This is a genomic window from Candidatus Poribacteria bacterium, assembly GCA_021295755.1.
Lineage (GTDB): Bacteria > Poribacteria > WGA-4E > WGA-4E > PCPOR2b > PCPOR2b.
On record JAGWBT010000160.1, the window covers coordinates 1 to 5,988 of the forward strand.

Annotated in this window: 4 protein-coding genes; 2 read left to right on the top strand and 2 right to left on the bottom strand. The window is 50.3% G+C overall.

The annotated features are described in order from the left end of the window. Together mutS and J4G02_19660 are read right to left on the bottom strand one after the other, a co-directional pair. Window positions 1–2,483: DNA mismatch repair protein MutS (mutS, locus tag J4G02_19655; protein MCE2396749.1), on the bottom strand; the 2,483-nt coding region annotated here is incomplete at its 3' end. Between the two features lie 31 nt (window positions 2,484–2,514). Next, window positions 2,515–3,561 carry an Ldh family oxidoreductase gene (locus tag J4G02_19660; GenBank protein MCE2396750.1) on the bottom strand — a complete coding sequence of 349 codons (1,047 nt, stop codon included), beginning with the start codon at window positions 3,559–3,561 and terminating at the stop codon, window positions 2,515–2,517. A gap of 262 nt (window positions 3,562–3,823) precedes the next feature. Between J4G02_19660 and J4G02_19665 the strand changes: the two genes are divergently transcribed. After that, window positions 3,824–4,861, top strand: coding sequence for a polyprenyl synthetase family protein (locus J4G02_19665; GenBank protein MCE2396751.1), 1,038 nt, complete (start codon window positions 3,824–3,826; stop codon window positions 4,859–4,861). A gap of 48 nt (window positions 4,862–4,909) precedes the next feature. Next, window positions 4,910–5,932: a fructose-bisphosphate aldolase class I gene (locus tag J4G02_19670; protein MCE2396752.1), complete on the top strand. Its 1,023-nt coding sequence runs from the start codon at window positions 4,910–4,912 to the stop codon at window positions 5,930–5,932. Window positions 5,933–5,988 lie beyond the last annotated feature (56 nt).

A 5,988-nucleotide genomic window follows, 5' to 3' on the forward strand; every position in this document is an offset into this window, starting at 1 on the left:
TTTGGTGAAGACTGATCTGATTCCTCACCTTCGATACTCAGATTGTGCTGTTCGAGGATCTCTAGGATTTGGTTCGCTCGCTCAATGACTGCCTGCGGCAATCCGGCGAGGCGTGCAACGTGGATACCGTAGCTCTGATCCGTGCCACCTTCCACAACCTTTCGCAGAAAAGTCACCGTTTCGCCATCTTCATGGACAGCGACATTGTAATTCTTTACGTTCTTATATCTGCCGGCGAGTTCGATCAATTCATGATAGTGGGTCGCAAACAGCGTTTTCGCACCGATTCGCTTCTCGTCCAAAATGTACTCCGCGACCGCCCACGCAATGCTCAGTCCATCAAATGTACTAGTGCCGCGCCCGATCTCGTCAAGGATAATCAGGCTCTTGCGCGTTGCGTTGTTCAGGATATTTGCCGTTTCGTTCATCTCCACGAGGAAGGTGCTCTGTCCCATCACAAGGTTATCAGAGGCACCGACGCGGGTGAAAATCCGGTCTACAATGCCGACCTTCGCTGCGGACGCAGGAACAAAGCTGCCCATCTGCGCCATCAAGGTGATGAGTGCCGTCTGACGGAGAAATGTACTTTTGCCGCTCATATTCGGACCGGTGATAATGTGCATCTGCTGGTCCCGGCAGTTCAACCCTGTGTCATTAGGAACAAACCCTTCCCTCGTAAAAAGGCGTTCTACGACGGGGTGCCGCCCGTTCTTGAGGATGAGCTCATCACTCTCATCAATAATCGGCTTAGCGTAATCGTATTTGGACGCGATGTAGGCAAGCCCGGCAACGACATCAATCATGGCAACTACGGCAGCGGTTTTCTGTATCCCTTCAGTTTCAGCCGCAACTTGGGCACGCACCTCGCAGAAGAGATCATATTCAAGCGTCTGAATCTGATCCTGTGCGTTCAGAATCTGTGATTCTCGCTCCTTGAGTTCCGGCGTAATAAACCGCTCGGCATTGGTCAATGTCTGTTTACGGATATAATATTCTGGGACAAGATGCAGGTTCGGCTTGGTAACCTCAATGTAATATCCGAAGACCTGATTGAATCCGATCTTTAGCGAAGGAATGTTTACCCGATCACGCTCTTTCTGCTGAAGTTCCGCGATCCAGTTTTTTCCCTCGCTGGTGATTTCACGCAACTCATCTAACTGTTCGTTGTGACCATCGTTGATTAATCTACCTTCACGAATCGTCGCCGGTGGGTCGGGGTGGATGGATGCTTCGATTAAATCCGCTAATTCTGTCAGTGGGTCAAGGTTTTCATTCAAAGTCTGTAATAGCGAAGTTTCGCAGTCGTTGAGTTGTGCCTTGATATCCGGAAGCAAGCGCAGGGAGTCTTTCAGCGCGATGAGATCTCGGGCATTCGCCGAACCCAAACTGATGCGAGAAATCAGTCGCTCCATGTCGTACACCTTACTCAACCGCTCCCGTAACTCCTCCTGCAATCCAATCCGGTTTTTTAACTCATCAACAGCGTCCAAACGTGCGTTGATCTCTGCTGGTTGCAGCAGCGGTTGCAAGATGCACTGACGAAGTTTTCGCGCTCCCATCGGTGTCACAGTTTCGTCCATCACTTCCAGAAGTGTTCCCTTCGATGAACCATCGCGGATCGAGGTTGTCAACTCCAAATTCCGCTGCGTATCCGCTTCTAGAAGCATAAAGTCTGAAATGGTGTAGGTGTGGAGGGAAACAATATGTTTTACCTCCTGTTTCTGGGTCTCGTAGAGGTAGTAGACCAACGCTCCCGCCGCACAGATTGCAGCGGGCAGATGTTCACACCCAAAGCCATCTAAGGAAAGTGTGTTAAAATGCTGGAGAAGTTCAGACCGCCCCGTGTCAAATGAGAAACGCCAATCCGGGAGATAGTTTACAACCGCTTTCAGGTCCGCTTCAATCTGCGCGACTATTTCCGGGTCATCGAAATCCTCGGAAAGCAGGCATTCTTTCGGGGCGAGCCGATGAATTTCTGACCAGAGTTTTGCTAAGTTTTCTAGCTCCGTTACCGTAAATTCTCCGGTCGAAAGATCTACAGCTGCCAAGCCGTAACTATCTTTTAGGAGATAAATGCTGATCAGATAATTATTCGTTTTCCCATCCAGGACCTTTGGATCTGTGACAGTCCCTGCGGTCACAATACGGACAAGATTCCGTTTGACCAGCCGATTCTCTTCCTTCGCTTTTTTGGCGTCTTCGACCTGCTCCAAAATTGCGACTTTATAGCCCGAATTTACCAACTTGTAAAGATATGAATCCAGCGCGTGATGCGGGACACCCGCCATCGGGATCGCGCCTCCCACGCTATCCTTATCTCTTGATGTCAACGCAATTTCCAGAACACGAGCAATCAGTTCAGCATCGTCGTAGAATGCTTCGTAGAAGTCTCCGACACGACAAAGCAGAATCGAATCCGGATACTGTTTTTTTGATTGCCTGTACTGTTCCATCAAAGGGGAAAGTTTCGATTTTCTCGCCATAATACCCTCTACTCAACTTTCCAGATGCCATCTAAAGCTCCGAAACCCCGACCGCCGCCGCTGTCTCTTGGATTTGTCGCCATGTTTCATCATCAACGGGAATCCCCTCGCTTGAACGCCGTTTCGTTTGACGCGACTCAATCTCGCCGGGGACGAGGATCTCATCGAAACCGGGAGCAGGCGGCGACGCTTTCACATGCTCGACAAGCGCATCAACACGTCCATAGAAATCCTCCATCGGAGTAAATTGTGCAATGTTAATCGCCATCATCAGCACTCCGTTTTGGACTTTTGTTGTGCCGGAACCGCTACAACCAGCACCCGATAGCGCCCCTCCCAGCACATCAATCATCAAGCCAAGCGCGAATCCTTTATGTCCCGCAATTCCTCCAAGTGGTAGTAATGCACCGGGTGGTGGCCCATTGAGGTCGCGTGGATCTGTGGTCGGTTCGCCTTTACCGTTAATCAACCAACCGAGCGGAACACTATCGCCACGATTCAACGCAACACGAATCTTCCCTTGCGCCACCACACTGCTCGTGATGTCCAGCACAATAGGCTCATCGCCCCGTGTTGGGGAAGCAATCGCAATGGGGTTGGTCGCAAGTCGTCCGTCGCTGCCGCCAAACGGTGCGACGTAAAGCGCGGCACCTCCCGCGTTCACCATCACTATTCCGATTAATCCCGCTTTCGCTGCCATCATGGCATAGCTGCCGATCCTGCCGATATGATTGCAGTTATAGATGCTAACCGCACTGACCGTACTCGATTGCGCTTTGCGGATCGCTAACGACATCGATCGTTGCGCGATGACGTGACCAAACCCCCAGTTGCCGTTAATCAGGGCATGTGACGGAGATTCACGCTCGATCTCCATCGTGGCGTGAGGGTCAATCTGCCCGGCTTCTATGAAACCCATATACTGTGGAATGCGAATCACTCCGTGTGAATCGTGTCCTGCAAGATTGGCATCTACAAGGATTTCGCTAATAATCTGTGCTTCTTCGGCGGGGACATTTGCTGCTTCAAAAATGTCCGCCGCAATTTTACGCAACCGTTCGGGCGCTACATTCGGCATTTTGTATCTCCTGAAACTGTAGGTGTGTAGTATTATAAGGCAGGGGAGAACTTGAGTTACGATGGATAGCAATTTGCGTTAGTATACCATTCTTACCGAAAACTGTCACGATTATTTCTCAAAAGAGTAGGACTCAGATATTGAAAATCTAAGGAAATATAGGTTATAATCTTAGAGAGCGACATCAAGGCAATTTTTCGCACAAGATTTCCCCTCTATGCAACATTATATCAAACCCCTTGTGAGAAGGCAATAATTCATTATGTCAAAAGTCCAGCCTTTCGAATTTCTTAAAGAAACAAAAAAACAAATTGATGCACATATCTTTGATTTTCTGCCTAGCGCGCACGAGCACCCTGAAGTGCATCAGTTCTACCAAATGATGCTGGATTATCCACTTCGAGCGGGCAAAGGTTTGCGTCCAGCAATCTGTCTGCTCATCTGTGAGGCGTTCGGCGGAAACCCACAAAAGGCGATGAATACCGCTGCGGCACTTGAACTATTGCAAAACTGGGCATTGATCCACGATGATATTGAAGACGGGTCTGATCTGCGTCGCGGCGAGCCGTGCCTCCACCAGAAACATGGGATTCCGATTGCCATTAACGTGGGTGACGGGCTCCACTGTAAAATGTGGGAGATGCTGAACCGAAACGCGGATCTGCTCGGATATGAACTCGCGTTTGAGATTGTGTCGGAATTTGCACAACTCAGCAACAGCATTGTCGAAGGACAACACATTGAGTTGAGTTGGGTTGAGAATAACCGCTGGGATATAGCGGAAGCCGACTACTGGCTGATGTGTATCAGAAAGACAGCTTCGTACACCTGCATCACTCCCTGTCGCGTCGGGGCGCTCATTGCGGGAGCGTCCAAAAACCAGATGGATCTATTCTTCGAGATGGGTAAAAATCTTGGGGTTGCCTTCCAGATTCAGGATGATGTCCTCAACCTCATCGGTGAAGAGAAACTATATGGTAAGGAGATTGGGGGAGACATCAGCGAAGGAAAACGCACCCTTATCCTCATCCATCTCCTGAACACCTGCTCACAGACGGAAGCAAACCGTGTCACCGAAATTATGGGACAGCGACGTGAGGACAAACATCAGGACGAAATTCAAGAGGTGTTAGCACTAATGGAGCGATATAAATCAGTCCAATACGCCCAGCGACGTGCTAAAACGCTGGCACAGCAGGCATATACTCAGTTTAACCAGACATTTTCCTATTTACCAGAAACCCAAGCCAAGCATATCTTTCTACAACTGGTTCATTTTCTTATTGACCGAGAATATTAACCATAATCTATCTGCGTACTTCACATCATTGAAAGAGGTCTACAATCTATGAAAACACACGAACTCGAATCTACCGCCCAAGCCCTCGTGCCAGCAGGCAAAGGCATTCTCGCCGCGGACGAGGGAGATGCTACCATCAAGAGACGCTTCGATAGTATCAATGTCGAGTGCACTGAGGAAAACCGTCGTGCCTACCGTGAGATGTTGTTCACTACACCAGGCGCGGAAGAATTTATCAGTGGAGTCATCTTGTTTGAAGAGACTCTCCGTCAGGCGGCTCAGAACGGCACATCTTTTCCAGAACTGCTCGCGAACAAGGGAATCATACCCGGTATCAAAGCCGACACCGGTCCCAAAGATCTCGCTGCCTTCCCCGGCGAAACAGTGACGGAGGGGCTCGACGGACTGCGTGAACGCCTTACCGAATACCGGGAGCTAGGGGCGAGATTCGGCAAGTGGCGGGCCCCCATCAACGTTGACGATGGTCTCCCGACGCAATTTGGCATCGATGCCAATGCACACGCGCTTGCGCGGTATGCAGCTATATGCCAAGAGGTCGGACTTGTGCCCATCGTTGAACCAGAGATCCTTATGGAGGGAGCTCATACCATCGAACGTTGTGAGGAGATAACGGAAGCAACCCTGAAACGCGTCTATTTTGAACTCCATGCCCACCGTGTTGTTCTTGAGGGCACATTGCTTAAGCCGAACATGGTGCTTTCGGGAACCGACTGCCCGGTGCAAGCAGACGTCCAAGAGGTTGCCGAAGCAACCGTGCGCTGTTTCCGACGAGCCGTGCCCGCATCGGTGCCCGGAATAGTCTTCCTTTCCGGCGGTCAAAGTGCTAAACTAGCAACAGACCATCTTAACGCCATGAATGCCATCGGCAACTGTCCCTGGGAACTTAGCTTTTCCTACGGGCGGGCGTTGCAGGGACCAACGCTCGAAGCATGGGGTGAAAACCCTGCCAATCCTTCCAGAGCGCAGAAAGTTTTTTACCATAGAGCGAAGTGCAATAGCGCTGCGCGTTACGGCAAGTATACCCAGCAGATGGAAGCACTCGCAGCATAGCCACTGTTTCACAAGCGAGGGAAAAATGCTGACCGAAAATCAAGTCGAAGCATATA

Bases quoted from the DNA above. Each gene is read 5' to 3' on its own strand.
- J4G02_19660 (MCE2396750.1), bottom strand. From the start codon at position 3,561: ATGCCGAATGTAGCGCCCGAACGGTTGCGTAAAATTGCGGCGGACATT.
- J4G02_19665 (MCE2396751.1), top strand. From the start codon at position 3,824: ATGTCAAAAGTCCAGCCTTTCGAATTTCTTAAAGAAACAAAAAAACAA.
- J4G02_19670 (MCE2396752.1), top strand. From the start codon at position 4,910: ATGAAAACACACGAACTCGAATCTACCGCCCAAGCCCTCGTGCCAGCA.